The organism is Bradyrhizobium sp. Tv2a-2 (assembly GCF_000472425.1).
In the GTDB taxonomy this organism is placed as follows: Bacteria; Pseudomonadota; Alphaproteobacteria; order Rhizobiales; family Xanthobacteraceae; genus Bradyrhizobium.
This window is the reverse complement of sequence record NZ_AXAI01000087.1, coordinates 1-1263: the sequence shown is the minus strand read 5'-3', so window position 1 is coordinate 1263 and position 1263 is coordinate 1. Positions and strand designations below refer to the sequence as shown.

Annotated in this window: 1 protein-coding gene; it reads right to left on the bottom strand. The window is 60.6% G+C overall.

From position 1 onward, the window contains the following. Positions 1 to 3: 3 nt before the first annotated feature. On the bottom strand, positions 4 to 1173 hold the full coding sequence (locus A3AI_RS0141915; RefSeq protein ID WP_036051793.1) for an IS481 family transposase: 1170 nt from the start codon (positions 1171 to 1173) through the stop codon (positions 4 to 6). Between the last annotated feature and the right edge of the window lie 90 nt (positions 1174 to 1263).

Genomic DNA, 1263 nt, shown 5'->3' with positions numbered 1-1263 from the left:
TGTTCAGCCCGGGGACATGACCGACGGGTGTTCGGGGACATAGCCGACACTTTTTCCGCTCGCCAAGTCGATGATAGCGACTTGGTGTGCGGCAAAGAAGACCCCGTATTGCGCACCGTTTGCCAATGGGCGAATGGCAAGGCGCTCACCGCGGAAAGCCTGCGGGACTTTCCAAAGACGTCCCTTGAAGCTGACATAGGCTTTGGTCGTGGAGACACGGCGCACGATCTCGTGGCTGTCGTATTCGACCTTCGGCAATCGATCAGGCATGGCTCGCTGGCTCGGCCGATAGCGACTGGCCGGGACCTGTTGTCCGAGTGCCTCATGCGGCCGTTCGAAGTTGTAGACTTCCCGCCAGGCGTCGAAGGCACGCTGTGTCTCTGCGAGATCGCGGAAGTGCCGCATCGCGAACACCTCGGCCGCGAGTGTACGGTGGAACCGTTCATTCTTGCCACGGCTTTGCGGGTGATATGGGCGGCTGTGGATGACGGCGATGCCGAGCTTGAGCAGCCATACCGAGAACCGCGTCCATCGTTCGCCGGAAGGATCACCCCAAGGCGAACCATTGTCGACGAAGAAGGCTTCCGGGAGACCGTAATGGCGAAAGGTCTTCTCCAGGCGGCTGCGCACGGTGTCTGTGCGTTGATCGGCACAGGCCTGCAGGCACAGATCATAGCGTGAGTGGTCGTCCACGACCGTCAGAGGATGGCATTGGGCGTCATTGCCGAGCCGAATCCAGCCTTTGAAGTCCATCTGCCACAACAGATTGGGTGCCGGCATCTCGAAACGCTGGTTGGCAACCGCCCCGCCGATCGGCGGCTTGATGCGGCCAGATCGATGCAAGATCTGATGGACTGTTGAGACTGCTGGCGAGTGATGGCCTTCTCGCTCGAGACAACGAGCGATCTTGCGAGCTCCCCATGCCGGATGAGCATCCCGCACTGACAGAATGCGTTCTTCCAGTCCGCGATCCGTCTGTCCCGGACTCGAATGCGGCCTGCGCGAGCGGTCCTCAACGTCCTGGTCGGCCCGCCATCGCGCAAGCCATTTGTAGCCCGTATCGGGATGGATATTAAATCGCCGGCAGAGCTCCCGCCGATTCGCTTTTTCCTGCATCGCAAGTCGAACGAACTCCCGCCGCTGATCCATAACCGACACCTCTCGCCAGGGCATGGACTTGGCCTCCCACACTGCCAAATCCGTGCACTATGATGTGTCGGCTATGTCCCCGAACACCCGTCGGTCATGTCCCCGGGCTGAACA

What these genes read in the sequence shown, in the direction of transcription:
- A3AI_RS0141915 (WP_036051793.1), bottom strand. Translation starts at nt 1,173, where the DNA reads ATGCCCTGGCGAGAGGTGTCGGTTATGGATCAGCGGCGGGAGTTCGTT.